The following is a 24,838-nucleotide window of genomic DNA, read 5'->3' on the forward strand; positions in this document are numbered from 1 at the left end:
ATAATTACGCGAAGATAAAAAACGACTTGACGTCTGAATCAATTTTTATACCAATGGTTAAAACACCATAAAAACGGCAGCCAATGCAGTCATAATCATGACAAACCATCTAAAGTTCTGATCTGAAACCTTTTTAATGACTTTAATTCCTAAATAGGCCCCAAGGGCAATCATAGGTAAAGCCGTCAGGTCGAGAAGAAGGGAGTTTAGTGTGATCGTTTGCCAACTCCAAATATGAAAAGGCACCTTGAACCAATTGACGGCCAAGAAGAACCAAGCTGCTGTACCTATAAATTCGTTCTTTGGCATGCGCATAGAAAGTAGATAAAGCGCCATTGTGCTACCTGCCAGATTGCCTACCATAGTGGTGAATCCAGCTGCAATTCCCAGAATCATAGCAAACCACCAGTAATCTGGTATTTTGTCTTTGCTCACTTTCTCCAACCAAACCATGATGCCCAGGCTGGCAAAAATAATGGTGCCCATGATGGTTCGAAAAAGCTGATCATCTATATAGTTGCCAGTCCAAGTCCCCAAAAGCACACCTACTATTGCCCATGGAAATAGTTTGATTAAATACTTCCACTCTGCATGGCGATGATAGTAACTTACGCCAAATACGTCAGCCATGATAAGCAATGGCAACATCAGCCCGCTAGACGCCTTGCCTCCAAATGTAGCTGCCAACAATGGGACGGCGATCATTCCCACGCCATGTACGCCAGTCTTTGACATACCTACAAGTATGCCTATCAGCATAAAAGTGACTAATGAAACATAGGTTAAATCGTAAGAAAAGAGTGAAACCACTGGAGTATTTTTGTGGCGAAGATAACTGGCTAGATCCGATTATTGTTAGTACACCAGAAGACAAAAAATAATGTCCCTTTATGAAAATATAACTATTCCAAGATGAAGTTTTAAGTATAACTGAACTTTTCAGGAAAACCATGGCTCTGTCCTAATCTTTATTAAGAATTACTATTTTTACCTAATGGCATATTATTGTAAGATAGTCTTAGTACAAATCTTCAGTTTGCGCCACTCTATAACTAGCTGACCTAACAGAACAAACTAACACCAAATTGCACTTTTATCATTTAAGCAAAAGCAAATAAAACAATTCAGCTATGACAAATGTATTCCGAACCCTCAGAGACGATGAAATAGAAATTGTAATGAATGCTCCCGCCATGGTGGCTATGCTTGTTGCAGGTGCTGACGACGATGTAGATAAGGATGAAATTGCAGAAGCCATCCATTATGCTACTACAGCCAAACATAGATATGACATGTTGGGTGAATATTTTGAGGATGTAGCTAACAAATTTGAAGATATTTTCAAAAACTATATCTCTGATTTACCTACAGATTTGGATACAAGACAACACACGATCACCTCCTATCTCAGACAGCTTAATTCAATATTGCCTAAAGTAGACCCAGAAGTAGCCAAACAAGTACACCAATTTTTACTTGACATTGCAAAGGTGGTGGCAGAAGCTTCTGGTGGAGTTTTTGGAATTAAGAAAGTAAGCAAGGCTGAAGCCCAGTGGCTGTCACTTGACATGATAGACAAGCCAGCTGATTATGAGATGATGTAATCATCTTCATTTCCCCTTTTATATAAAATCACAGCCATCATTGCAACTATTTGAGTGTAGTGGTAATCTATAGTCTAGATATAACCAAAAACTCAACTCATGTTCAAGCACAATCTTATCCTGACCATCAGGAACTTCAAGAGATTTAAAAGTTCCTTTTTTATTAATCTTTTTGGACTTTCTACTGGGTTAGCTTGTACCATGCTCATCTATTTGTGGGTGTTGGATGAGGTCAATACAGATAAGTACCATGCCAATGATGAACGCCTCTTTCAGGTGATGGAGCATCAACAGTATGCCGAAAACATAATGACTACCTGGTCTACTCCAGGCATACTAGCCGAAGCTTTGAAAGAGGAATTTCCAGATATAGAATATGCGGCGACCACGACTTGGGTAAACAAAATGACACTTACCTATGAGGATAAGAACCTCAAAGCCGAAGGCTGGTACACTGGTTCTGATTTTTTTAATATTTTCTCCTACGATTTGCTCGAAGGTGATACAGATCAAGTCCTCTTAGACAAAAATAAAATTGTAATCTCGGATGCACTTGCACTTAAAATTTTTGGAACAACTGAAGAGCTTATTGGCAAATCGCTTCAACTCAATCATGATGAATCCTTTCTGATCTCAGGTATCTACAAGAAGATGCCTGCTTCGTCTAGCACGATATTCGACTTTGTCATTCCATTTGAGAAATTCAAAGAGGCCAATGAATGGGTCACTCGCTGGGGCAACAACGGGCCACGAACTTATGTGACCATCAATCCTGGCGTGGAAGCTGACGAGGTGACCAACAAAATCGCCGAGTTTGTGAAAACAAAAAACGAAGGTTCAAATGTCTCCTTGTTTTTGAAAAAATACTCTGACAACTACCTCTATGGCAGATACGAAAACGGACACCTGACAGGAGGACGTATAGAATATGTCAAATTGTTTTCCATCATTGCAGTTTTTATATTATTGATTGCGTGCATCAACTTTATGAACCTATCCACAGCAAGAGCATCTCGCCGTGCCAAAGAAGTAGGTATAAAAAAGGCCGTAGGCGCGCCAAAATCAACCATCATCACCCAGTACATGACAGAGTCCTTGATCATGTCTTTGATTTCATTTGTAACATCCATAGTGATCGTCTATTTATTCTTGCCCCAGTTCAATGACATCACTGGAAAGGAAATATCAACAGCCTTTGGCCTCAACATCCTATCCGTATTTTTTGGCCTAACCATTTTCACAGGCATCATTTCAGGAAGTTACCCTGCCATTTATTTATCAAGTTTTACTATAGTGAAGGTACTAAAGGGAGATATGAAGGGCACTTTGGCAGAACTATGGGCTAGAAAGGGGCTGGTGGTTTTTCAATTTACACTTTCGATAATTCTCATAGTTTCCGTACTGGTTATTTACAAACAGATTGATTATGTGCAATCCAAAAGTCTCGGTTATAACAAAGACAACATGATCTATTTTTCTCAAGAGGGTAAAGTGGAAAAAAACGTTGAGACTTTTCTTACCCAACTCAAATCCATTCCTGGCATCGTATCAGCAACCAGTACGGGGCATACACTTTTGAACAGAAACAACAACACTTCTGGATTAGAATGGGAAGGCAAAGACCCAGATGCCAACATTCTTTTTGAAAACGTAAGAACCAATTATGGCATATTTGAAACCCTTGGCATGGAGTTCAAAGAAGGGCGACCTTTCTCCAGAGCATTTAGTACAGATACTACTAAAATCATTTTTAACGAGGCGGCAATCAAAGCCATGAACCTGGAAAACCCCATTGGACAGACGATCACTCTTTGGGAAGAAAATAAAATGGAAATAATTGGAGTGGTCAAAGACTTCCACTTTCAGTCTCTCCACAATGAAGTAAAGCCTCTGTTTTTTATACTGGCTCCTGAGAATACCTGGCATATCATGGCACGAATTCAGGCTGGTATAGAAAAGCAAACCCTGGCAGAGCTCAAGACATTTTATGAAGATTTCAACGCTGGATTTGCCTTTGAATTTGAATTCATGGACGAAACTTATAAAGCTCACTATGCCGCCGAACAACGTGTATCTACTTTATCCAGGTATTTTGCTGGAATGGCCATTGCCATATCTTGTCTAGGGTTATTTGGTTTGGCAAGCTTCACTGCAGAACGCAGACAAAAAGAGATTGGAATCAGAAAAGTGCTAGGTTCCAGTGTCATGAATATTGTCTACCTACTTTCTTCAGATTTTACCAAACTGGTTGGCTTATCCATTCTGCTGGCACTTCCCATAAGCTATTATTTGATCAGTGATTGGTTAGATCAATTTGCTTTCCGCATTAGCCTAGAGGCTTGGTTTTTCATTGGTGCTGGCTGCTTATCTCTGCTCATTGCCTGGCTCACTGTGGGGTCTCAGGCATTGAGAGCAGCTCATGTCAATCCAGCTGAATGTTTGCGAGATGAATAAAGATTTTTGATTGATGGTTATATTGAACGGCTGCTTTTGGCAGTCGTTTTTTTATTCCATCTTATATTTGTTGAAATTGAAAGCCAATGTCCTACGATGAACCTGTAATGAAGCAACTACTCCGGTCTATTCCTCAAGAGGGAAAAGTAGAGTGGATAGGTATTCGAAAAGAACGCAAGGCCTTACCTATAGCAGTAGAACAAGTAGAAGCAAAGGAAAAAACAGGTTTAGAAGGTGATCACTTCAAAGGCAGTCTATCAGGAAAAAGACAAGTCACCCTGATACAACAAGAGCATTTAGAAGTAGTAGCCAAGATTCTTGGCAAAGCATCAATTGACCCGTGGCTTACCCGTAGAAATATTGTGGTATCAGGTATCAACCTGTTGTCGTTGAAATCTCAGAAGTTCAAAATTGGAAATGCAATTTTAGAAACATCTGGAATCTGTGCACCATGCAATCGCATGGAGGAAAACCTCGGACCTGGTGGCTATAACGCCATGAGAGGCCATGGAGGCATCACTGCCCGAGTTATAAATGGTGGGGGAATAAAGATTGGAGATGCCATATCTCTGGTTTAAATATCTCTTTTACCCATTCTGATTAATACCTGCATTCAACACTCGGAAACAAGTTCAACATTCTTCAATTCCGGTTTGTCTCTTCACCAGATGATATTCATCTGATACTATTTTATAACTATTCCACGTTTTGTTATAAATTTATACAGCAGAGTGAAGTGCCCTAAATTAATCACCGAGCAAACACTGTAGTTCGTCGAGCAATCGTTTTTTTATCTTTCATCAAAACTACTTTTGAATTCCATCCATTAGATTATTCCTGAGTTTAATTAATTATGACCAATTGAAGATTATGACGATTACGAAACATAAGGAGAACAAGGCCAAAGAAAGAATGCAGCAAATCTTTGATCTTTTTACTGAGTTATCCTCTGACCAGTCCTACCAGCTCGACAAGGTACTAAAGCGAGCGACCGAACTTGTGGAGATGGATATTGGGATCGTTAGTCAAATTAAAAACGGTTTTTATGAAGTAAAGGAAGTGTATTCGCCAGAAGGTGTAGGTATAGTAAAAGGTCAGGAATTTGAGTTGAGTGACACCTATTGCAGCCTCACCTTTGCCAGTAGCCGTTTGGTAGACCTCAATCACATCGGAATATCCGAGCATGAGGGACACCCGTGTTATAAAAATTCAAAGTTAGAGGCATACATTGGAGTCCCAATTATGGTAAATGGCGCGAAATATGGCACACTGAATTTTTCATCACCCAGCCCTAGAAAAGTTTATTTCAATCAATTTGACAGAGATTTTGTACTATACCTAGGTCAATGGCTCAGCCAGCACATCACCCGATTGGAATATGAAAAAAAACTAAGTAAGAAAAACGAACAATTGCGTACACTGCTAGACGAACGTGAGAAATTCAGTGCTATGCTCATCCATGATCTTAAATCACCCCTAAACAACTTGAGTGGTTTGCTCGATATATCCAAAGCCATGACTGACGATCGCGCGATTGCTGACATGATGAAAGATTCGCTCAATCAGGCTTTTGGGCTGATCGCTGATCTTCAGCAGATTAACCAGCTGGATCAAGGGTTAGTAGAATTTAAACCAGCCCCTCTCAATGGTGTGGATATTGCTAAATCTGCCCTAGATCAATTTGCTGTAAGTGCGCAACAAAAAGGTATCAAAATGACCCTTAAAACGACTGAAAAATCTAACAATATAGAATCTGATAGAAAGTTGCTTTGCAGCACATTGAATAATTTGATATCCAATGCCATTAAATTTTCGGAGCCGAACTCGAACGTTGAATTGAGTGTATTTCAGAAAAATGATCAGCTGCACTATAGAGTAAAAGATGAAGGCCCAGGCATAAGCCAAGAAGATCAAACCAAACTTTTTGGAAGATTTCAACGACTGACTCCTCAACCCACAGCCAATGAACACTCATCTGGATTAGGTCTGTACATCGTTATGGAGAATTGCAAAATCCTTAATGGAAGCATCGTTGTAGAAAGTGAACTCAATGAAGGAACAGCCTTCACTGTATCAGTTCCACTTAAAGTGGAAAAAGATTAGCGACAACAAAAATCAGTTGTCGCTAATCCAAACTAACATCAGTCACTAAACATAAATATCTTCTCTTGTAACTGGGAGTTTTCTAATGCGTCGGCCAGTCGCATCAAATATGGCATTGAGTACGGCTGGAGCCAATGGTGGAGTGGCTGGTTCTCCCAATCCTGTTGGTGGCTCTTCACTAGGCACAAAATGCACCTCAATCTCAGGCACCTCATCTATACGAAGCAACTTGTTGTTATGAAAATTGCTCTGCTGAACAACACCCTTTTTGATCTCAATTCCGCCATATTTCAAAGCAGACAGGGCATAGATAATACTGCCTTCTACCTGTCCTCTACCTAAGTGAGGATTCACCACAATCCCACAATCTAAAACACTAGTAATTTTTTTGATCCTAATGCCCCAATCAGAATCATTCTTTTCCACCTCAACTATATGAGCACAAACGGTATTGGCAAAAAAGTCCTCCATAGCAAAGCCCCTGCCTACGCCAGGAGCCTGGGCACTTGCCCATAACTTTTCTTTGTCCAAATAATTTAATACGCTGAGATACTTCTCTCTAATCTGTATTCTATATTCCTTGACTATCTCATCAAAGCCCTTCTGCTCAGGCCGATTTGGCCTGTTGAATTTTACGTCCCCAATTTCTCGTGCCAATAATTGCTTCCTAAGCTCAACAGGATCCTTACCTAATTCATGAGCTACCTCATCTATAAAACATTCCTTGCCCATGGAGCTGGAATGCACCTGAACACTCCGCCAAGCCCCTTGATGAACCAGTCCATCTACAGCATTCAAATAAGTGTCCAAATGTTCTACGTAATAAGGCTGCTCCCATAGGTGATCTCCAGAGCCATAATCCACTGTTTTGATCAGCTTGACTTGCATGCCTGCGAACTGATCTTCTTTGAGTAAAGCACTAAATCTTGATTCCTGATAAGGATGGAAATAGTCATGTTGAATGCCATCTTCCCGACTCCAAGTCAGCTTTACAGGCTTTTTGATTTGCTTAGAAATGTATGCCACTTCAATAGACGTGTCTGGATAATACCTTCTCCCAAATGACCCGCCAGAATTCTGTGTGTACACTTCTATTTTGTCTTCAGGAATATCGACTGCTTTGGCCACGTTTAGCACCACACTACTTGCATTTTGGGTGCCTACCCAAATCTGGCATGTGTCCCCGTTGAAATGCGCTGTGGCATTCATGGGCTCCATCAAAGCATGCGTCTGATGTGGATTGATATAAGTAGCTTCAATTTCACGATAGCCTTCCTCACGCTTCAATTTTTCGTAGTTACCCTGGGTATAAACGGGGTTTTCAAATTGATTTCCTGCCTTAGAAAATTCTTCCTCTATTTTTTGATTACTATTTGACACATTCTCTCCCAAGTCCCATTCTACCTTCAGTGCCTTTCGCCCCTTGAATGCAGCCCAAGTCGAAGTTGCTACCACGACCACACCCTCCTGAATGTGATTCATATCCTCAGCTGGTTCGAGTGATGGCATGGCAAACACTTGTATCACTCCATTTACTTGTCGTGTTTTTGAGTCGTCAAAAAACTTGAGCTTGCCCTTGTAAACTGGGCACTTTTCGATAGAAGCATATACCATATCGGGCAAATCTACATTGATACCATAGTTGCCTTTTCCTACGGCTACTTGATTAGTTATCAAATTCCTAATGGGTTTACCTACAATCTTAAAATCGCTTGATTTCTTGAACTCCACATTTTCTGGTGCCTCTAATTTCGAAGCCGCTTCTGCCAATTCTCCAAAGCTCAATTTCCTATCTGTGCCAGTCTCCCAAACGAATCCGTTATCAACTGTCAACTGACCTTCAGCCACCTGCCAACGATCTGCAGCAGCAGATTTGAGCATTTCTCTCGCCGTAGCACCCATGCGCCTCATCAAATCCCATTGATCTTGTATCGTGCCACTCCCTCCAGTGGTCTCTCGAATAACGCCAATGAATTTTTTGTCATATCCAGCTCGTTCTACTTTCACTTTTGACCAGTCTGCTCCTAACTCTTCAGCCAAAATCATGGGTAAACCTGTCCCAGATCCTTGACCCATTTCATGAGCAGTTAGCTGAAAAACGATATTACCTTTCAGGTCAATACTTAGAAAATGATTCAGTTCAGCCAAGCCAGATTCTCTTTCTCCTTGTATCAAATTCGCCATACTTGGTATGGAAATGGCCAGCATCAAACCTCCCCCTGCTAATGAGGTCACTTTCAAAAAATCCCTTCTATTCGTTTTCATGCCTCTTGTATTTTAGCTGCTGACTTGATAGCCTTCATAATTCTTGGGTAAGTGCCACATCTGCAAATGTTGCCTTTCATAGCCCGATGGATTTCTTCATCAGTTGGCTGGGGAATTCGCTCAAGCAGAGCAGCTGCAGACATCATTTGGCCAGTTTGGCAATAGCCGCACTGTGGCACATCTATTTCCTTCCAGGCCTCTTGCACGGGATGGTCTCCATTTTCAGAAAGACCTTCTATGGTTACCACATCTCTGTTTTGTATACGTTCGATAGGCACCACACATGAACGAACTGGTGTTCCATCTATGTGTACCGTGCAGGCGCCACATTGCGCGATTCCACAACCGTATTTAGTTCCGTATAATTTGAGCTGATCTCTAATGATCCAAAGCAAGGGAGTATCCGCATCTGCTTCTACAGTCATTTGCTTTCCATTGATGTTGAGTTGATGGGTTGCCATGTTAGTTCGTTGATAATTGGGTTGAAGATTGTAGTGTTTCGAAGTCAGCCTTGTTGCCCCAAGCGTTTTGGATATAGTTGATGACTTCTACTGTCTCCTTTTTAGAAATAGAAATGGGCCACATCCCACCCGCATTGGGAGATCCATTTTCTATCAGATATCTGGTACGGGCAGTAAAGTCAGGTGTGATTTCTGTTCTTGTCAAGCTGGGATAGGTTCCGCCTAAACCTTTGCCGTCTGCACCATGACAACTCAAGCAATTAGCTATATATACTTCCTGGCCTCTGGCCCACTCCAATTGCTGCTCATCTGTCATTCGACTACAGGCACTGGATATAATCAGCGCCACAAGAAAGATTGCGTTCGTCAGTTTTGGTTTCATGTTGAGTTCTTTTAAAAAAAGGTAACGCAAAATACAGACGAAGTAAAACCACTCCCTACGTACGACAGAATTAGGACGATCAATGACAGGTGGATAAATTAGGCTTCATAAGGTGGGAAATACTATATCTTCATTTTTTTGAAATGACGAACTAGCATAACATGATAGATTTTTTTAGTGATTCAAATAATTAGATCTGATGAAACTAAAAACCTTCTCTTGATAAATTATTCCCACACAAAGGAATTGTTGCAAAACAGCATTAATTTAAGGCTTTAACCCCTGTCAATAATGAAATACTACGATCCGCAAACGCTTTCCTTCCTTTTGTCTGACGTGCATCATCTGGATGAATTACTAAAATCAGAACGATATGCCGCCTATGACAAGGCCTCTATTGATTTACTGCTAGATGCAGTCAAAGATTTTAGCGACACAGCCCTCTTTCCTTACATCCAGGAAATGGATGAAAAACCTTCAGTTTTCAAGAATGGCCGCGTTCACGTGCATGAGCAGTTTGGCCCCATATTGAAAAAAGCAGGAGAAATGGGCTTAGTCAGTGCTGCCATGAATGAAGAAGGCGGTGGTTTGCAAATGCCAATGCTCGTTGTCAATGCGTTGTATTTCATCATGGAAGCCGCTAATAATCATGTGACGGGCTACTTGGGACTTACGGCTGGCGCAGCCAATGTGATTCTGACCTTCGGATCGGAAGCACTGAAGCAAAAATATGTGCCCAATATGCTCAGTATGCAGTGGGGCGGTACCATGTGCCTGACAGAGCCACAAGCTGGAAGTTCACTGTCTGACATTACAGCTTCTGCCAAACCACTTGACAATGGTTCTTATTCCATCAAAGGGCAAAAGATATTTATCTCAGCTAGTGATCATCAATTTGCTGATAATTTCATCCATTTGGTATTGGCGCGAATAGAAGGTGCACCCGCTGGTACCAAGGGCATTTCTCTGTTTGTGGTTCCACAGTATCACGTGAATGACGACGGCTCAAAAGGAGAGTACAACCACGTAGATGTGGTTGGTGAATTTGTGAAGTTGGGCCAAAGAGGTTATTGTACAAATCACCTGAGCTTTGGGGATGGTGGCGAGAGTGCTGGTTACCTCATTGGCGATGCCAACCATGGATTGAGTTATATGTTTCAATTGATGAATGAAGCTCGAATCGCCACAGGTCGAATGGGCACGGGTATTGCCTCCGCAGCCTATTATGCTTCTTTAGAGTATGCCAAGGAACGGCCACAAGGCCGAAAACTCCAAAGTTCTGGCAAGAAAGACCCAACAGCAGAACAAACACTCATCATCAATCACCCTGATGTGAAGCGCATGCTCCTGCATCAAAAGGCAACAGTAGAAGGCTGTTTGAGTTTAGTATTACAATGTTCCTATTACTTGGACAAATACGCTACAACGTCTAGTGCTGAAAAAAACAAGTACCATCAACTCACAGAAATTCTCAATCCCGTGGCTAAAACTTACCCCTCTGAGGCTGGTAAAGATGCCGTGGATACTGGTTTACAAATACTTGGTGGCTACGGCTACATGATGGATTTCATCCTCCAGCAATACCTAAGAGATATTAGAATCATTTCGATTTATGAAGGTACGACGGGCATCCAATCACTCGACCTGCTGGGTAGAAAAGTGACAATGAATAAGGGTGAGGCCTTGCAGTTGCTGGCAAAAGAAATGGAAAATACAATTTTGGCAGCAATGGAAAAAGAAGAATTAAAAGGTTACGCCATAACACTAGGAGAAAGCTCACAACTCATTCAATCCTGTTTAGGGCATTTGGTTCCTTTTGCTATGAAAGGCAATCACGAGAAATACCTCGCTGACGCCACCCTCTTTATGGATCTGTTCAGCACGATTGTGATCGGCTGGCAATGGTTAAAAATGGGTTTGGCGGCTTTGAATCAATCTGACGAAACTTTCAAAGCTGGCAAATTGAATACGTTGGACTATTTCTTCAAGTATGAAATGTCCAGATGCAAAGGATTGCAAAAAACCATTTGTAGTGATTCAGAAGTGACAATCAATATGGGTGAGGAGATGTTTTGATAATCAACCAAAAGCAATATTTAATAAAAAGTGTCATTTCGACTTTACAGAGAAATCCTCTTTGCTAACCCTTCTGCATTTTCCTTGTAGGCGGTTGATCGACTGACAAGATATCTTCATTGCATTACGATATGACAGTTCTCTAAGCAATGTCACCCCACCCGCTTCAGATGATACTGGATGTCCATTTCTTTATTGAGTAGTCGTAGTTCTTTGCCCCAAAACCAAACATCCCAATGGGTATCATCTCTTTCGAAAATCACCTTGTGATGACGGGTATTGATGACAGATTGGCCTTGATCTCGAATACCAGTAGTATCTGAAATGATATAACTGCCAGTATCATCAATGGTCATGAAAGTTGTTGGTATTTTCTCTGGAATACCATCTTTCATCATGAGAAACATCTCCCACTTACCAACCACTTGTTTTTCAAATTCGGTAAATGCAGGAATTTGCTCTACCTTCATGAATTTTAGTTCTATTCTCCTATTCATTTCATCCCTCCCAGCCAACAGCAGATGGTCTTTTACTCGCTGCGCTTTCCAAGGCGAATTAAACCAGCCTTTTGTATCTGCGCCTTGAAAATAAATCTTGGTTTCCCCCAACTGATACACTCCACTCATATCCCCGGTCGTTCGTGAAACAGAATAGCTTCCATTAGAGTGAATTTGTAAATACGTGGCGTCATCTGACACCACCATTTTATCTCTTAGCGCAGTTTCTAGTTCCCAAAGGCCTACCAAGTCTTCTTTTTGTAGAGGTTGGCAAGCAACTAAAATTATAAAGGCTAGGCTAAAATTCTTCATCTCATTAATAAGCTCAAGATTCTAAACTAAACATTATGTAGGACACTTTGATTGATGGTTGGAATAATTAACGCAATGACTGTCACGGATCGCATAGTCAGACGATTGGGGTTTTGATCAACCCATAGGTCCGCAGTCCAGGCAATCTGCTCCTTCTGACAAGATGCTAGCCCTACGCCTACAGATTATCCGAATACTCCTTCATTATATCAGGTAATGACGCTGTTTTATTTTCTGTCGCATTAGGTCATTCCGAAAAGACTTGATTGTACTTTCAGGAATTGTCTCCCACATCAATCTTTAAAAACCCATACCCTGCGCAACCTTTTGGAATCAATATTTATTTTTGGTTTATAATATAAACTAGTTTATATTCATGCTATGAAAGAAGAACTATCACATACAGAAAGTCTAAAAATCATTAACGAGATGATTTCAGCAGCGAAAAACAACTATGAACAAAGCGGAAGTTTTTACTTCTTGTTGTGGGGATGGGTGGTGATGACCGCCAACCTTGGACATTATATCCTTGAAAAATTCACTTCATTTGAATATCCATTTATTTTCTGGACATTGACTTTGCCCGCAGCTATAGTGGCCGCCTGGTATGGTTCGCGCCAGAAAAGCAAGACCAACATAAAAACCCACTTTTCACGACTTTATGGAGAGGTTTGGGTCGCCATGGGAATATGTATGGTGCTTTCTCTCCTGTTTATGTCCAAGATCAATTTTAATCACTCGGCCATTATCATGATGCTGGCAGGAGCTGGCACCTACTTGTCTGGACAAATGCTAAAATTCAGACCGCTCATTTTAGGGGCATTTGCGCTTTGGCTGGCTGCCATTATTTGCTTCAGTCTACCCATGACAGATCAATACCTGGTAGGTGCGATAGGCATATTGGCCGGGTACCTAATCCCAGGATATCTACTGAAATCCGCAGAAAAATGAAAGGGTTCAGTCCACTCGATCCGCTATTGCATTCTCAACTCAGACTGGCAGTGATGAGCTTGCTCATCAGTCTGGAATCTGCTGATTTTACTTTTATCAAGGAAAAAACAGGTGCCACAGCAGGCAATCTCAGCGTGCAGATCGACAAACTTTCTACTGCAGGATACATCACAGTGGCTAAGAGTTTTAAAGGAAAGAAGCCCCTAACTACTTGTAAGATTTCCAAAGCAGGCATTTCAGCTTTTGAAGCCTATGTGCAGGCACTAAAAAATTATATAGAATAACCATAAACACCAAAATCATGAAAATTAAAACCTTAGTTCTCGCCCTTAGTCTATTGCCATTAGGTTTGGTAGCTCAACCTGATTTCTCAGAATTAGCCAAACAGAAGATTGCCGCGCTCGATATGATGATCGGCACCTGGGAAGGCACTGGCTACATGAATACTCCAGCTGGTAAAGAATCCTCCAAAGTCAAAGAGAATCTTCAATACCAACTAGACGGCACGGTTATCATGGCTGAAGGTCGTGGTACTAAAATCATGGGAGACGGAAGCGAAAAAGTTGTTCACAATGCTCTTGGGATTATTTCCTTCAATCCATTCACTCAGCAGTATCAAATGAATTCGTTTATTGCCAAAGGCATGAGTACCCAAGCCAAACTGGAAATCAAGGACGCCAACAGCGTGGTTTGGTGGATTGAGGCAGGGCCTGCTACTATGCGTTATTCATTAACCATCAAGGATGATGAATGGATAGAAATCGGCGAACGCTCCATGGACAAAGGTGAAAATTGGCAGCAGTTTTTTGAGATGAAGTTGAAAAAGGTAAGTTAATCCTATCAATTCATAGGTCAGGGTTTGAACCCTGACCTATGAAATAACCAACATATACTGGCGCGTTTGCAACGCTTGCCTCATTCTTATACCACCAAATTCCTCACCTTAGCCGACTGCAAGAATCGTTTGTACCAATGTCCAGAATCCTTGATGATTCGCTCTTGCGTATCGAAGTCAGTATGGATAAGGCCAAAACGTTGAGTATAGCCCTCTGCCCATTCAAAATTGTCAAGCAGTGTCCACAGAAAGTAGCCAGTTACATTCACTCCCTCACGCTGCGCTTTTAACACCTGATGGAGATATTGCTGGATGAACTGCACTCTATCCAAATCTTTTATCCGTCCTTCAACAACTGTTTCAGGAAAAGCTACTCCATTTTCTGTGACGATGAGTTCCTTTACTCCTTCGTAAGCATCAAACTTCTTGAGTACATTGTAGATTGATTTGGGGTACACTTCCCAATTCATGGTAGTCAACGGGACATTACGCTCATCAGCATTCACAATCTGACCCTTCATGTATGGAATCATCCAATTGGATTTCACAACCTCTCTGGTATAATTCTGCACACCAATAAAATCAAAATCAAAATGCATGCGACTTTCGTCGTGTGGCATCATGTATTTTTCTACTCGTTTGGCGATTGGCAAATCGTCTAATGGATATCCCAAACCAAGTGCTGGCTCTATAAACAAACGATTGAGCAAGGCATCAAAACGATTGGCCGCTGCTACATCTTTTTCATCATTGGTCATAGGGTCGATATGCGAACAAGAAAAGGTGGTACCGATTTTAGCGTCCTCCAATTCGTTTCTCAAAATTCGAGCACCCAAACTCTGACAAAGTGTGGCATGGTGCATCGCCGACAAAAAATTGCTCATACCCTTTCTACCTGGCGCGTGATAGCCCAAGAAATACCCCGCTCCTGTAAATACCATAGGCTCATTAAGGATCATCCAATTGACTACTCTATCTCCAAAGCTTCTAGCGCACAGTGTGGTAAACTCTTCAAACCAATTCAATATTTCACGATTGGTCCAGCCCCCTTGATCCTCCAGAGCCTGAGGCAAATCCCAGTGATACAAAGTGACCCAAGGGGTGATATTTCTTTCCAGACAGCCATCAATCAATCGGTTATAAAAATCAATGCCTTTCTGATTTACCTCGCCTATACCATTCGGTAAAATCCGAGACCAGGCAATAGAAAATCTATAATTTGGAATGTGCAATTCCCTGATTATATCAAGATCTTTTTCGAAATGTTCATAGAAATTGCAGCCGACATCCGCATGTGAACCGTCCTTAATCTTCGAACTGTTTTGCACAAATTTATCCCAAATGGATACCCCTTTGCCATGTATATTGTGTGCTCCTTCGATTTGGTACGCGGCGGTAGAGACTCCCCATTGAAAGTCCTCGCCAAAATCAAACTTAGAATATCCCACTCGTTATGATAATTTCAATTTTAAAAAAGAGAAAAAGCTGGATTTGGTGATCGCTGGTGCCAGCTGTGATTGGATGTGCTCTTCCAATACTTTGTCCACGATGAACTGAGTTTCATCCGGAAAGTGAATCGACACATGCTGATCCGATTTCACCCACTTCCGAATGTTTTTTACATTTTTCTTATTGAGCTTTTTCACGACAGGCACGCCCAGGTCTTTCAAGCCTTCTGCATTAAAGTGCTGCTCATATTGACGCTTCATTGGGATTACCAACAGTTTCTTACTAAGGTAGAGTGCCTCTGCTGGCGTCTCAAAACCAGCACCACAAAGCACGCCCGTAGCTGACGCCATGCTCCTACCAAATTTCTCTGCGTCTATAGGTTCTATTTTTACATTGCCTACATTATAGGCCGTTTTAGTGTGTTTGGAAAATACTTGCCATTCGGCTCGTTTCACCTGAGACAAAAATTTGATGAGCTTATTATCTCCATAGGCAGGTAGGTAAACTGTATAATGCCCTTCGTCAGACATTTCCTGCTCACGAATCTCTGTTCGAATAATTGGCGTAAAAATCTGATCGTCATATTTCTTGAAATGAAAACTGTAGTAGCTATTGCATGGGGCGTAGAATTTAAGCACAGCCCAACCCATGGGATCACTATGAGAAGGTACTGGTACCTTCTTAGAGCGCAAAGCACTTTGGTGGCTTAAGCCAATGCATTTTACACCCTTTAATCGGCAAGCCCAGGCCGAAATAGGCTCGAAGTCGTTGATCACCAAGTCGTAGTCTTTTACAGGACAGTTTTTGATTTCATTCCAAACACGTCTTACCCGATTGGCTTTGTAAGTGGCTAGCATATCCACGCCTCCGCCTTTACCAAAAATGAAACTGAGGCCTTTGTAGGCGTACTTTACCGGAAAGGGCAAGTCGATATCAGCCTGTACACCACTGATCAGTATATCTACATGTGCCCGTTTCATCAAAGCAGGAATTACGTCTTTGGCACGGCTCAAGTGGCCATTACCTGTTCCTTGTATCGCGTAAAGTATTTTCATGATCTGATTGATTAATTTTTAGGTGCTACAATGAGCATTTCCTGAAGCATCTTACCATAGAGTTCTTTTGGAGAAAAGTCTGAGTGATAGTCTGCTTCATATATTTCTTCTGACTGGGTTTCGATTTTCTCAAATTCCTCATCCGTGTATTTGTAGATCGACCACTCTCCCTTTTTGTATTCCAAGGCGGACAGATTCTCAATCCAATCCCCAGAATTCAAATATGTCACACGGCCGTGTTCCGTTTCGTATTCCTTGATTTCAGGATGGTGAATATGTCCACACATCACGTATTTGTATCCATTTTCAGCGGCTATAGTTGTCGCCGTTTCTTCAAACTTATTGATGAATTTCACAGCGCCTTTTACACTATTTTTCACTTTTTTGGACAAAGAGATTCTACCCTTTCCAAAAAACTCGCTGATCGTATTGACCACTTGATTGATCAGGATCAACGTATCATATCCAATCGCGCCGAGTTTGGTCAGCCAGCGGGAATGCTGCATAGTCACGTCGAACACGTCGCCATGAAATACCCATACCTTTTCGCCTTCCAACTCCAATACTAGCTTGTTTTGCAATCGAAACGAACCCACTTTGAATCCTTCAAACTTGCGGAGCATTTCATCATGGTTGCCTGTGATGTAATGCATTTTTACACCTTTCGACATCCATTTGAATAGGTGGCTCACCACTTTCATGTGGCTCTTGGGCCAATAGCGCTTGCTGAATTGCCAGATGTCTATGATGTCACCATTGAGGATAACCTGCTTGGGAGAGACACTACGCAGATAGTTGAGCAGCTCCTTGGCGCGACAGCCATAGGTACCTAAGTGGATATCCGATAGCACCAGAATATCTACTTTTCTTTTTCGAGGCTTGCTGCTCTTCATTTGGTTTTGAATGGAGAGTGTAATGGTCTAATTAAGTTTAGAAGGAGGTTTAGGGTCAGCACCTCTACGAAATGCTGCATCGCGTTAAAAACTCTTGTCTTTGGTCTTTTAAAATTGAAAGACAGCTTGGGATTGGACAAGGACAGGCTCGGTTTTAGTTGTGTTGTGATCATCATCTGCTTTTTGCAAATAAAGCCTATGGGTATTATCTACTGATTGTCAGAGGACTAACCTTTTATTAAGTATTTGAGGTCTGTATTATCGTAATTTTACGAAACAAGGGCCTATTATTAAGAGATGAGCACGTTATTGTCTGGTTTATTTAGGTAATCCCTTTCGGATAATCAAGGGCAGCAACTCTTTCCTCTGGTAGATCACGCGAATTGAAACCCAGTGATGAAGACCATTCATAAGATTTAAACCACAATTCCTGAAACCAAATCTGTGGTTCTTACGATTAGAACAGGAGTACAACTGCGAACTTATGATAACAAGAACCAAATGGTTTGATAGAAAATTCGAAACCATCACAGACAGCTCACTCCTATTAGACATTATCGAAAGATTAGAAGGTACTGGACTTAGAATAGAGCACAAGCTCCACAATAGCGGCAGCGCCTATTTGCAATCCACTGCCAATCACAAATGGTCCATCAAAAAACAGATCGGCCATCTTGGCGATCTGGAGCCCCTTTGGCTGGAGCGCATCAAACAAATTAAGGCTGGCATGGCTGACCTAAAAGCCGCAGACCTGTCCAATCGTAAGACAGAAGAAGCTGCCCACGATGCAAAAAAAGTAAAAGAGCTGATTGCAGACTTTACACGACAACGCACCAAACTGATAGAAGAGCTTAGGGCCTCCACAGCCGATCAACTCAAACACGAATCCAAACATCCCAGACTAGACAAACCCATGAAGCTGGTCGACCTGGCCTATTTCGTAGCCGAACACGACGACCATCACCTGGCTACTATCCAAGAAATGCTGACTGCTAAATAAAACGCTCAAATCACTCAACTATGACCTTCAACAAAACCAATAATCTCGTGGGCTGGCTGCTGTTTTTGTGCAGTACGTCCCTTTATCTGTTTACACTGGAATCTACCGCTTCCTATTGGGACAGTGGGGAATTTATAGCTGCCAGTTATAAGCTAGAAATTCCTCATCCACCTGGCGCTCCGTTGTTCTTACTGATTGGTAGGCTTTGGAGTTTGTTTGCTCTGGGGAACGTAGAATTAGTAGCCTTTGCAGTAAACGCTCTGAGTGCTGTCACGAGTGGTTTGGCTGTCATGTTTTTGTACTGGAGTATCGTCATGATCGCAGACAAATTGCTGAAGAAAATTTCAACTGAACCCTCTCCCTCTTTATTGATGGCAAGTGGTCTGGTTGGAGCATTATCATTTGCTTTCTCAGACTCTTTCTGGACCTCTGCTACTGAGACTGAGGTATATGCCTTTTCTATTTTTCTTACTGCACTTGTATTTTGGGCGATCCTGAAATGGGAAAGACAGGAAGACACAAGCGATCAAAACAGATGGCTGATATTGATTGGCTACCTGATGGGCTTGTCTGTGGGAGTTCATTTGCTCAATCTACTGGCCATTCCTGCTTTAGGATTGGTTTACTACTTCAAAAAGTATCAAAAGACCTCCTTTTGGGGAGGTATAGCTGCCTTGGCTCTTTCCGGTCTGTTTCTCATAGGTATTTTGTACGGACTGGTCTCTGGTGCCAATGTGGCTCAGCATCTAGAAATTCTGATGGTCAATAATTTTGGGTTACCTTTTGGTTCGGGGGCTTTCGTTCTTTTGGTTTTAATCATTGGCAGTTGGATTTATGCCATCTCTTATACGCAAAAAAGGATTTGGGCGAATGCCAACACTTTGGTACTGGCCATGGGTTTCATCATGATTGGGTATTCATCTTATACACTCGTACTGGTACGTGCAGACAGCAATCCTCCCATCAATCAAAACAATCCCAATAACCTCCTTGGACTCATCTATTATCTGAATATGGAGCAGTATGGCACACGCCCACTACTCTATGGGAAACACTTTGACGCCAGTCCAATAGATCAAAAACAAGGCAAGGCCTACTACGAAGTAGGTGAAAACGGCTACGAGGTGAAAGATTATAAAATGGAGTATGTCTATCGGGATGAGGATCAGATGTTTTTGCCTCGTATGCATAGCAATATGATGCCGCAGCATGCAACCGCCTATCGCCAAATGATGGGCTTGATGAAGGGTGAGAAGCCATCTTTTGCAGACAACATCAGGTTTATGCTCTCGCATCAAATGGGTCACATGTATATGCGCTACCTGCTGTGGAATTTTGCTGGGAAAGCCAATGGCACTGAAGGTGCAGCATGGCTTGGTCTTGCAGATACCTTCGAAAAACTGCCTGATTCGGTAACAGGCGATCAGGCCAGAAACAACTACTTCATGCTGCCCCTATTGCTTGGGCTTGCCGGATTATTATTGCTCATCAAGTCTGATAAAAAACAACTTTACATCACGGGCATGTTGTTCATCATGACTGGTCTTGCCATCGTAGTTTATATCAATGCACCTCCCGTCGAGCCTAGAGAAAGAGACTATATTTATGTAGGGTCGTATTATGCATTTTGCATTTGGATTGGTCTGGGTGTGATCAGTCTATTTCTGGTTTTAAAATCAATTCCTAAATTATCCATACGCCAATCTTTGGCGTTTGCGACTATGATTGCACTGGTTATTCCAGGCATCTTGTTGTTTGAAAATTTTGATGATCATGACCGCAGTAACCGTTACCTGAGTATAGATCAGGCCAAGACGATGCTCGCTTCTTGCGATGAAAACGCCATTCTTTTCACAGGGGCTGACAATGACACCTACCCCCTATGGTACGCACAGGAAGTGGAAGGTTTTAGAACAGATGTTCGAGTGATCGTGCTGAGCTATGCGAATGCAGGGTGGTACGTGGATCAGATGTATAGAAAAGTGAATCAATCAGAGGCACTGCCACTGGCTTTGACACAAAAGAATTATAAATCTGGGGGGCTCAATGACTATTTGCCATTGGTCAAAAACCCAAAAATCAAAGGAGCCATTAGCGCCGAACAGTACCTGAACCTGATCGAAAAAGAAAGTAAAGCCTTGCAAGCCAGCACAGGTTTTGGTGACTTGAATACCACACCATCGGACAGTTTTTATGTCAATTCTAATCTGGCTGAAATACGACATAAAGTACCTGAGCGCTTTCATGGGCTAATGACAGATAAACTAGAAATCAAACTCAAAGGCAAAGCACTTGAGAAAAAGGATTTGTTGATTCTGGATTTGATTGATTCAAACGCCTGGAAACGCCCCATCTATTTCAATTATACCTCTTTGAACAGCGTCAATTTCGACCTTCAGAAGAACGTCGTGCAAGAAGGCTCGGCCTATCAACTGCTACCTGTAGTCAACCCAGATGATGATAGTTTGTTGGTAGATGAGGAGAAAATGTATGATCGAATGGTAACTCATGGACTATGGAGAGATTATAAAGAAAAGTCTCCCTACTATACTGATTACTACAAAGGCATGGTCATGAACCAGCGCCACCAGTACAATGAACTCGCTAAAGCACTGCTTGACACAGGCCAAATAAATAAAGCTAAAGAGACCATTGACTACGCATTGGAAGTCTTCCCTGAAAGACTCGCGCCCTATGATCTGTCTCATGTAGAGACTACAAGACTCCTCCTTAGTTTGAATGATCTGTCGCAGGCAGATTACATTGCCGACACACTAGCTGGTCAATCTCAAAACACACTAGATTTTGCTGTGCAATTGGGAGATTTGGATTCCTTGGAGGTGAGAAAAAGCCTGTACACCTTGCATGAACTAGCTATGATGTATCGCATGTACGGTCATACGAGTCGTAGCAGTGAGTTTGCCCAAACCTTTGAACAATATGCCAAAATACTGAATGGATAAACTGAGATTCTAAAATAATTATACCAATCGGTATATTTTTAAAATATTTTGTCTAACATTGCTTTGTTATGCTGACAAAAGCCGAAAAAACGACACAGTTTATATTGGAGCAAGTAGGATCCTACTTCAACAAGCACGGCTATACTGGTACCAGTATGTCAGCTATTACTCAAGCCACAGGTTTGACCAAAGGTGCCATCTACGGCAATTTCAAAGACAAAGAGGATTTAGCCGTTCAGGCCTTCAACTACAATATACGCAGAGCCATGAAGATTCTGGCGGATAAAATGACAATGGAAGCTGATGGACTAACGAGGCTCAAAGAAATCACCCGATTCTTTAGAAAATACTATGCCGCCGAAAAATTACACGGTGGCTGTCCTATGATCAACGTGGGCATTGACTCGCTCAATCATAACAATACCCTTTACAAACGAGTAGTTGAAGTGATGAATAAACTCATTCAGAACATTGCAGATATCATAGAAGAAGCCAAAAAAGAAGGAACCATAAAACCAGAAATAGATTCGGCCAAATACGCCAATAAAATTTACGCACAGATACAAGGTGGTATTTTCATCACCAGCATGCTGAAAGATGAAAGTCACCTTTCAGAAATGATGACTCATGTGGATCAGATGATTGATTCAGAAATGATAGTATAAAAAAATTTGAACATTAATATACCGATTGGTATATTTTAAACCAGAAAAACCATGTTAAAACTTATCCAATTCTATTTTAAAATAGCCGCTGCCATCGCTCCAAAAATGGCAGGCAATCAGGCATTTGAATTATTCCAAAGACCTTTGAACAAAAAGATTAGACAAAAGGAGATATCTTTTTTCAAAGTAGCCAAGTCTTTTAAGATCAAACATTATCTGGAAGACATCCAGTGTTACGAGCTTGGTAATCCATCTGGCCAACTGGTGCTACTCGTACACGGCTGGGAATCCAATGCCGCAAGTATGTCTGCCATTGGGCTCAAATTAGCTGAAGAAGGACATCACGTAATTCTTTTTAATCTTCCCGCTCACGGGTTTTCCAAACTCAGGAAAGCCAATATCAAAATGTGCAAGGAAGTATTTTTGGAAGTGATCAATCATCTCAACCCTAAACAACCTTTCTCCGTGATATCTCACTCATTTGGCTCTGCTGTGACCAGCTATGCCCTGTCCAAAACTACCCATCAGGTAGATCAGTTGATCTTTTTGACTACGCCAAATAGCATCACTAAAATATTTGAGGACTATTCTCATTTCATTGGCATCAATCAGGCTGCTCATGAGCAATTATGCATACGTGCAGAAAATATTCTACATGAGCCACTAGATGGCATAAGAGTAGATCTTCTTGGAGAAAAAATCAGATACAATCACCTGCTTTTGATTCACGATTCCGAAGATAAAATCCTACCAAAAAGCAACTCAATAGACATCTACAATCAATGGCCAAAGTCTGAACTTAAATTGCTCCAACGAACTGGTCATTATAAAATGCTATGGGATCAGAAGGTTATCAGTCTCGTCTTAGATCAATTGTCCAAAGGATCAAACATCAAAAAAGAAAAGAGCCTATATGCTATGGCTTTTTAACTCCCTTGACCAACTACTATATGATCCCCTCTGTGTCCCATGCGATTGGTTCAGAGGGGATACTCATTTCTGAGTATTTTTATAATTTCTCTGCTTAAAATTAAATTTCTATTTTGCATATCATGGGCTAGTTCATATCTTGTAGGTCAATCAACATTGCAAACTATGGGTTCTGCTATCAAAAAAATATTGAGCATATCTTTTCTACTTTTTCTAACACACATTTCTTTTGGTCAACAACAGGAATTTAACCAGCTTTTTAGTCAACTTCAGGCAGCTGTAGGTATAGTAGAAACCAGCAAGTACAAGTACGAACCTGAATTGCTTTTTGAGCACACCAGTGTCATCAAATACAGCTATACAAAAACGAGCACAAAAGGCACAGCCAAAACTTACGCTTACGAGCTAAACATTGCCGATATAGATCCCTATACAGTGAGAGAAAGCACAGAGCGGGATTTAATCATTGTCAATGTGAAAATAAAAAATAGTCAAGATTTGATTAAGACCTTTGAGGATCAGGAAGTCAAATCATATACAGAGGAATTGCAGATAGTAGCAGCAGACATTGACAACGCCAGAAAAATTAGAGGGATAATTGAGCAGTCCATTCCACTAGCCGAAAAAATCATGCTCAACAAATTGAGCCTGAAAACCTACGATGAAATGCTCAGCTGGCTGGCTACCCATGTCAAAGACGCTACTTACTCAGATGAAACCTACGCCCAATCCCTACAACCTGATCCTAAGTTTGCTGGCAAAGTCAATCTAAGTATCGTAGAAACGGGTCGATCATCAAAGCAGGCTGACTATTCGTTTAACCTCGCTGATATCAATGTAAATACAGTTCGGTTTGACATCAGTGGTTCGGAATTCGGATTAGAATTTGAAACCAAAAGAAAACACAAGCTCATCAAATATGCAGAAGATGGTGACTCTAAACCCTTCATCGACGATATTGTGATTAAAACAAATAATGTAGAGGAGGCCAGAGATCTACAAACAGTTTTGACTCTTATCATCCCAGAAGCAGAGAAACAAGTAGAGGCTTCATTTCCCAAATTCAGCAACAAAGAGCAAGCACTGGCTGCAGTGAGTTCTGGCACAAAGGTACTAACCTATGGGGGTGTCACTTTCGAGCAAAAATTTAACGCTGACTGCTTGGCTGAATATACCATTACGGAAATATCTGAAAGTAAGTCTGAAAAAAAACAGCATCATTTCAACTGGATTGATATCAATGACAAAGTGATTGATTATGATATCAGTGGTTCTAAAATGTACATTGAACTGATTACTAACAAGAAACAAAAGTTGATGAAAGTAATCGAAAACGGCGAAGTAGACCCTTATGATGAATCATTCAAACTCTACTGTGAAGATGCTGAAAACGCCAGGCGCCTACAGTATGCAATCAAGGAATCTATTACACGCTGTCGCAGAAACTATCGTCCAGATGTCCCCAGTGATGGACTAAAAGCTAAAATCGATTGGTTGACTGGCGCAGTGAAAGACGTAAGAGAAGGCGATGACACCTATAGCCAATCATTGACCCTGGTCGAAGCAGGCGACTTGAAAAAATTTAAGTTTACCAAAATCGAAATTGACGAAAAGGGCAGTACCGAACACATCTACGAACTCAATTTTGCCGATCTCAACGAACGAAACATAGACTTTGATATTTCTGGCAGATCCATCTCCGTCATTCTAGAAACCAACTTTAAAGAAAAGATCATTAAGTTTTACAAGGATGGAGAAATTCAGAATTATGAAGAGGAATTCACCATCCACGCCAACAACGTGGAAGAGTCCAGAAACCTGATCAGCGCATTAGTCGATATCGTCACCTTATCGAAAGGTAAATAGCTATCTCAAACAGCCTAATCCGAGTCACTCTGACCTTAGAACAAGCGATAAAAACCGTGTGTTTTTATCTGTGCAAA

21 protein-coding genes are annotated in these 24,838 nt (G+C 41.4%); 13 read left to right on the forward strand and 8 right to left on the reverse strand.

Translation table 11 applies throughout. From position 1 onward, the window contains the following. Positions 1 to 57: 57 nt before the first annotated feature. Positions 58 to 759, reverse strand: coding sequence for a sulfite exporter TauE/SafE family protein (locus B9A58_RS04765; protein WP_221407810.1), 702 nt, complete (start codon positions 757 to 759; stop codon positions 58 to 60). A gap of 371 nt (positions 760 to 1,130) precedes the next feature. Here B9A58_RS04765 and B9A58_RS04770 point away from each other — a divergent pair, with 371 nt between their 5' ends. From B9A58_RS04770 to B9A58_RS04785, 4 genes are all read left to right on the forward strand, one after another. Next, complete coding sequence (locus tag B9A58_RS04770; protein ID WP_084371270.1) at positions 1,131 to 1,604, forward strand: hypothetical protein; 474 nt, start codon at positions 1,131 to 1,133, stop codon at positions 1,602 to 1,604. Between the two features lie 99 nt (positions 1,605 to 1,703). After that, positions 1,704 to 4,058 (forward strand): ABC transporter permease, encoded by a 2,355-nt coding sequence (locus tag B9A58_RS04775; RefSeq protein WP_084371271.1) that lies wholly within the window; start codon positions 1,704 to 1,706, stop codon positions 4,056 to 4,058. Between the two features lie 86 nt (positions 4,059 to 4,144). Further along, positions 4,145 to 4,636: an MOSC domain-containing protein gene (locus B9A58_RS04780; RefSeq protein ID WP_084371272.1), complete on the forward strand. Its 492-nt coding sequence runs from the start codon at positions 4,145 to 4,147 to the stop codon at positions 4,634 to 4,636. A gap of 292 nt (positions 4,637 to 4,928) precedes the next feature. Continuing rightward, complete coding sequence (locus B9A58_RS04785; RefSeq protein ID WP_084371273.1) at positions 4,929 to 6,161, forward strand: GAF domain-containing sensor histidine kinase; 1,233 nt, start codon at positions 4,929 to 4,931, stop codon at positions 6,159 to 6,161. 45 nt (positions 6,162 to 6,206) lie between these two features. On the opposite strand, the gene B9A58_RS04790 is transcribed toward B9A58_RS04785, so the two are convergent. Genes B9A58_RS04790 through B9A58_RS04800 form a run of 3 tightly spaced genes read right to left on the reverse strand, consistent with a single transcriptional unit; the run spans position 6,207 to position 9,269 of the window. Then, positions 6,207 to 8,426, reverse strand: coding sequence for a xanthine dehydrogenase family protein molybdopterin-binding subunit (locus B9A58_RS04790; RefSeq protein WP_084371274.1), 2,220 nt, complete (start codon positions 8,424 to 8,426; stop codon positions 6,207 to 6,209). Continuing rightward, entirely contained in the window at positions 8,423 to 8,887 is a 465-nt protein-coding gene (locus B9A58_RS04795; RefSeq protein WP_084371275.1) for a (2Fe-2S)-binding protein, read from the reverse strand. Before B9A58_RS04795 ends, B9A58_RS04790 begins: the two co-directional genes overlap by 4 nt. Position 8,888: 1 nt before the next feature. Next, positions 8,889 to 9,269 (reverse strand): c-type cytochrome, encoded by a 381-nt coding sequence (locus B9A58_RS04800; protein ID WP_084371276.1) that lies wholly within the window; start codon positions 9,267 to 9,269, stop codon positions 8,889 to 8,891. A 291-nt stretch (positions 9,270 to 9,560) separates the two neighbouring features. On the opposite strand from B9A58_RS04800, the gene B9A58_RS04805 reads away from it, so the two are divergent. Then, positions 9,561 to 11,345 (forward strand): acyl-CoA dehydrogenase family protein, encoded by a 1,785-nt coding sequence (locus tag B9A58_RS04805; protein ID WP_084371277.1) that lies wholly within the window; start codon positions 9,561 to 9,563, stop codon positions 11,343 to 11,345. A gap of 152 nt (positions 11,346 to 11,497) precedes the next feature. On the opposite strand, the gene B9A58_RS04810 is transcribed toward B9A58_RS04805, so the two are convergent. Then, the gene (locus B9A58_RS04810; RefSeq protein ID WP_084371278.1) at positions 11,498 to 12,154 is read right to left on the reverse strand and encodes a hypothetical protein; all 657 of its coding nucleotides are present in this window, start codon (positions 12,152 to 12,154) and stop codon (positions 11,498 to 11,500) included. Between the two features lie 381 nt (positions 12,155 to 12,535). Between B9A58_RS04810 and B9A58_RS04815 the strand changes: the two genes are divergently transcribed. From B9A58_RS04815 to B9A58_RS04825, 3 genes are read left to right on the forward strand one after another with little or no spacing between them, the layout of a single operon-like run. Beyond that, entirely contained in the window at positions 12,536 to 13,105 is a 570-nt protein-coding gene (locus B9A58_RS04815) for a hypothetical protein (RefSeq protein ID WP_084371279.1), read from the forward strand. After that, entirely contained in the window at positions 13,102 to 13,389 is a 288-nt protein-coding gene (locus B9A58_RS04820; protein WP_084371280.1) for a winged helix-turn-helix domain-containing protein, read from the forward strand. The genes B9A58_RS04815 and B9A58_RS04820 overlap by 4 nt, the downstream gene beginning before the upstream one ends. Before the next feature lie 17 nt (positions 13,390 to 13,406). Beyond that, entirely contained in the window at positions 13,407 to 13,940 is a 534-nt protein-coding gene (locus B9A58_RS04825) for a hypothetical protein (protein ID WP_084371281.1), read from the forward strand. Positions 13,941 to 14,026: 86 nt separating this feature from the next. Here the strand turns inward: B9A58_RS04825 and B9A58_RS04830 are convergent, their stop codons facing one another. From B9A58_RS04830 to B9A58_RS04840, 3 genes are read right to left on the reverse strand one after another with little or no spacing between them, the layout of a single operon-like run. Beyond that, a complete protein-coding gene (locus tag B9A58_RS04830) occupies positions 14,027 to 15,388 on the reverse strand; it encodes a GH1 family beta-glucosidase (RefSeq protein WP_084371282.1) in 1,362 nt (453 codons plus the stop codon). Between the two features lie 3 nt (positions 15,389 to 15,391). Next, on the reverse strand, positions 15,392 to 16,444 hold the full coding sequence (locus tag B9A58_RS04835) for a glycosyltransferase family protein (RefSeq protein WP_084371283.1): 1,053 nt from the start codon (positions 16,442 to 16,444) through the stop codon (positions 15,392 to 15,394). 11 nt (positions 16,445 to 16,455) lie between these two features. Further along, positions 16,456 to 17,337, reverse strand: a complete 882-nt coding sequence (locus tag B9A58_RS04840; RefSeq protein WP_084371284.1) for a UDP-2,3-diacylglucosamine diphosphatase — start codon at positions 17,335 to 17,337, stop codon at positions 16,456 to 16,458. Between the two features lie 484 nt (positions 17,338 to 17,821). Between B9A58_RS04840 and B9A58_RS04845 the strand changes: the two genes are divergently transcribed. The 5 genes from B9A58_RS04845 to B9A58_RS04865 all read left to right on the forward strand — a co-directional run bounded on the left by B9A58_RS04845 (position 17,822) and on the right by B9A58_RS04865 (position 24,761). Continuing rightward, complete coding sequence (locus B9A58_RS04845) at positions 17,822 to 18,337, forward strand: DinB family protein (RefSeq protein ID WP_084371285.1); 516 nt, start codon at positions 17,822 to 17,824, stop codon at positions 18,335 to 18,337. A gap of 20 nt (positions 18,338 to 18,357) precedes the next feature. After that, the gene (locus tag B9A58_RS04850) at positions 18,358 to 21,300 is read left to right on the forward strand and encodes a glycosyltransferase family 117 protein (protein ID WP_084371286.1); all 2,943 of its coding nucleotides are present in this window, start codon (positions 18,358 to 18,360) and stop codon (positions 21,298 to 21,300) included. A gap of 68 nt (positions 21,301 to 21,368) precedes the next feature. Then, entirely contained in the window at positions 21,369 to 21,965 is a 597-nt protein-coding gene (locus B9A58_RS04855) for a TetR/AcrR family transcriptional regulator (RefSeq protein ID WP_084371287.1), read from the forward strand. Positions 21,966 to 22,016: 51 nt separating this feature from the next. Beyond that, positions 22,017 to 22,895 carry an alpha/beta fold hydrolase gene (locus tag B9A58_RS04860; protein ID WP_084371288.1) on the forward strand — a complete coding sequence of 293 codons (879 nt, stop codon included), beginning with the start codon at positions 22,017 to 22,019 and terminating at the stop codon, positions 22,893 to 22,895. A gap of 165 nt (positions 22,896 to 23,060) precedes the next feature. Further along, entirely contained in the window at positions 23,061 to 24,761 is a 1,701-nt protein-coding gene (locus B9A58_RS04865) for a hypothetical protein (RefSeq protein WP_084371289.1), read from the forward strand. Positions 24,762 to 24,838 lie beyond the last annotated feature (77 nt).

The sequence above is a fragment of the Reichenbachiella faecimaris genome (genome assembly GCF_900176375.1).
In the GTDB taxonomy this organism is placed as follows: domain Bacteria; phylum Bacteroidota; class Bacteroidia; order Cytophagales; family Cyclobacteriaceae; genus Reichenbachiella; species Reichenbachiella faecimaris.

What these genes read in the sequence shown, in the direction of transcription:
- B9A58_RS04765 (WP_221407810.1), bottom strand. Translation starts at nt 759, where the DNA reads ATGCTGATAGGCATACTTGTAGGTATGTCAAAGACTGGCGTACATGGC.
- B9A58_RS04770 (WP_084371270.1), top strand. Translation starts at nt 1,131, where the DNA reads ATGACAAATGTATTCCGAACCCTCAGAGACGATGAAATAGAAATTGTA.
- B9A58_RS04775 (WP_084371271.1), top strand. Translation starts at nt 1,704, where the DNA reads ATGTTCAAGCACAATCTTATCCTGACCATCAGGAACTTCAAGAGATTT.
- B9A58_RS04780 (WP_084371272.1), top strand. Translation starts at nt 4,145, where the DNA reads ATGTCCTACGATGAACCTGTAATGAAGCAACTACTCCGGTCTATTCCT.
- B9A58_RS04785 (WP_084371273.1), top strand. Translation starts at nt 4,929, where the DNA reads ATGACGATTACGAAACATAAGGAGAACAAGGCCAAAGAAAGAATGCAG.
- B9A58_RS04790 (WP_084371274.1), bottom strand. Translation starts at nt 8,426, where the DNA reads ATGAAAACGAATAGAAGGGATTTTTTGAAAGTGACCTCATTAGCAGGG.
- B9A58_RS04795 (WP_084371275.1), bottom strand. Translation starts at nt 8,887, where the DNA reads ATGGCAACCCATCAACTCAACATCAATGGAAAGCAAATGACTGTAGAA.
- B9A58_RS04800 (WP_084371276.1), bottom strand. Translation starts at nt 9,269, where the DNA reads ATGAAACCAAAACTGACGAACGCAATCTTTCTTGTGGCGCTGATTATA.
- B9A58_RS04805 (WP_084371277.1), top strand. Translation starts at nt 9,561, where the DNA reads ATGAAATACTACGATCCGCAAACGCTTTCCTTCCTTTTGTCTGACGTG.
- B9A58_RS04810 (WP_084371278.1), bottom strand. Translation starts at nt 12,154, where the DNA reads ATGAAGAATTTTAGCCTAGCCTTTATAATTTTAGTTGCTTGCCAACCT.
- B9A58_RS04815 (WP_084371279.1), top strand. Translation starts at nt 12,536, where the DNA reads ATGAAAGAAGAACTATCACATACAGAAAGTCTAAAAATCATTAACGAG.
- B9A58_RS04820 (WP_084371280.1), top strand. Translation starts at nt 13,102, where the DNA reads ATGAAAGGGTTCAGTCCACTCGATCCGCTATTGCATTCTCAACTCAGA.
- B9A58_RS04825 (WP_084371281.1), top strand. Translation starts at nt 13,407, where the DNA reads ATGAAAATTAAAACCTTAGTTCTCGCCCTTAGTCTATTGCCATTAGGT.
- B9A58_RS04835 (WP_084371283.1), bottom strand. Translation starts at nt 16,444, where the DNA reads ATGAAAATACTTTACGCGATACAAGGAACAGGTAATGGCCACTTGAGC.
- B9A58_RS04840 (WP_084371284.1), bottom strand. Translation starts at nt 17,337, where the DNA reads ATGAAGAGCAGCAAGCCTCGAAAAAGAAAAGTAGATATTCTGGTGCTA.
- B9A58_RS04845 (WP_084371285.1), top strand. Translation starts at nt 17,822, where the DNA reads ATGATAACAAGAACCAAATGGTTTGATAGAAAATTCGAAACCATCACA.
- B9A58_RS04850 (WP_084371286.1), top strand. Translation starts at nt 18,358, where the DNA reads ATGACCTTCAACAAAACCAATAATCTCGTGGGCTGGCTGCTGTTTTTG.
- B9A58_RS04855 (WP_084371287.1), top strand. Translation starts at nt 21,369, where the DNA reads ATGCTGACAAAAGCCGAAAAAACGACACAGTTTATATTGGAGCAAGTA.
- B9A58_RS04860 (WP_084371288.1), top strand. Translation starts at nt 22,017, where the DNA reads ATGTTAAAACTTATCCAATTCTATTTTAAAATAGCCGCTGCCATCGCT.
- B9A58_RS04865 (WP_084371289.1), top strand. Translation starts at nt 23,061, where the DNA reads ATGGGTTCTGCTATCAAAAAAATATTGAGCATATCTTTTCTACTTTTT.